The following is a 1,441-nucleotide window of genomic DNA, read 5'->3' as shown; positions in this document are numbered from 1 at the left end:
AACTATGGGTATTCGATGTAATATCTGGGTTTAAAATAACAAGACGAACATCACTTGTAGAAGAGTATTCAATTTTACTTTTGTCAATTCCTCTAAAAACTTTTGCAATGTCACCGAGTTTATATTTAATTACTGAATTTCCATGATTAGAAGAAGAAATATAATTCATTTTGAAAAATGAAACCGAATTGTCAAAATCTATTATATTCTTAACATTGTTCATCAAATCAAAAAGACCTCTTATATCATCTTGAATTGCTGCAGCATTATGTTCAATAACAGAGATAGGAACTTCATTAAAAAAATACCATAAAGCGTATAACGATTGTTGAGTTCTGCGACCATTATCTACAGATAGAATGAAGTCTAAATTTTGTACCTCAGATTTTTCGTAGTCATAATTGATCAATTTTCTAAGTTTATACAAAAAGTCAATTTCAAATTTATTACTGTAATAAATCATTTCATTTGGTAAGGTTTCCAATTTTTTTGTAAGATCATTTTTCGATCTCAATCTAAAATTTACCTTATTACCAATTTTATAGTAGTCGAGAGCCTTATATTTACTATCATTACTCGTTTCAAATTCGTAATAAAGATAAATTAAAGCTGTAAGAATATTCTCATTTTCCATTCGAGAAGTATTTTTACGTACATAAAACCAATCTTTGTGATTATTGTAGATATCTTTGATTGTGTTTATTAAATTCCTTTCAATGTATGAATTCCACATTTCAAAAGAATCAAGTTTTATAGGATATGGTTTATAATTTAATCGGATAAACAAATCAATGGGATCAAAATTAGAATTATATTTCCCATCAATTTCAATAATCCATAGATCAAAATTTTTAATTTTTTCTTGATATTCAGTCTCAAGGTCATAGAATTTTAGTCCATGTAAATTTGTTAAAATTCCATTTTTAAGACTAAGTGAAAAATTTTCGTAATTACTTGAAAGACTTTCATAATTTTCAGATAGATAATCATTACCCATGTAACTTAAAATACTTAATAATCTTTGCTGACCATCGATAACTTCTGAAATACCATCTTTTCTTTTATAAATGAAGAGTGGGGGTAATTTTATTCCTAATAATATACTTTCAATTAAAGAAGATCTTTTTTTTCTGTCAATAACCTCATTTCGTTGATATTGAGGTCTAATAATGAATTTTTGCCTCTGTATAGATCTGATAATATCATCTATGGAAGTAGATGAAGGCTCTGTTTTATTTAACCGGAGATCATCAAAACTTAGTGGATCTTCATTATTATTTAGATTATCGATAGCATCGAGATCATTATTAAACTCGTCATTTCGTGTAAGATAATTATCAAATTTTATTTTATATAGCTTGGAAAATATAGAAGCAATATTTTCATATCTAGAATTAATATTTTTTGAGAAAGAACTTCTATCCATATCATAGAATGAAAT

At 26.1% G+C, this 1,441-nt stretch carries 1 protein-coding gene; it reads right to left on the bottom strand.

The genetic code is table 11. From position 1 onward, the window contains the following. Window positions 1-1,426 (bottom strand): DUF262 domain-containing protein (locus tag OMO38_RS20235; protein WP_264751987.1); only part of this gene is annotated, 1,426 nt, incomplete at its 3' end. Window positions 1,427-1,441: the final 15 nt, after the last annotated feature.

Origin of the sequence: Chryseobacterium kimseyorum, assembly GCF_025971945.1 — a bacterium.
GTDB classification, from domain to species: Bacteria; Bacteroidota; Bacteroidia; order Flavobacteriales; family Weeksellaceae; genus Chryseobacterium; species Chryseobacterium kimseyorum.
The sequence above is the reverse complement of the archived record's forward strand: the minus strand, read 5'-3'. Positions and strand labels throughout refer to the sequence as shown.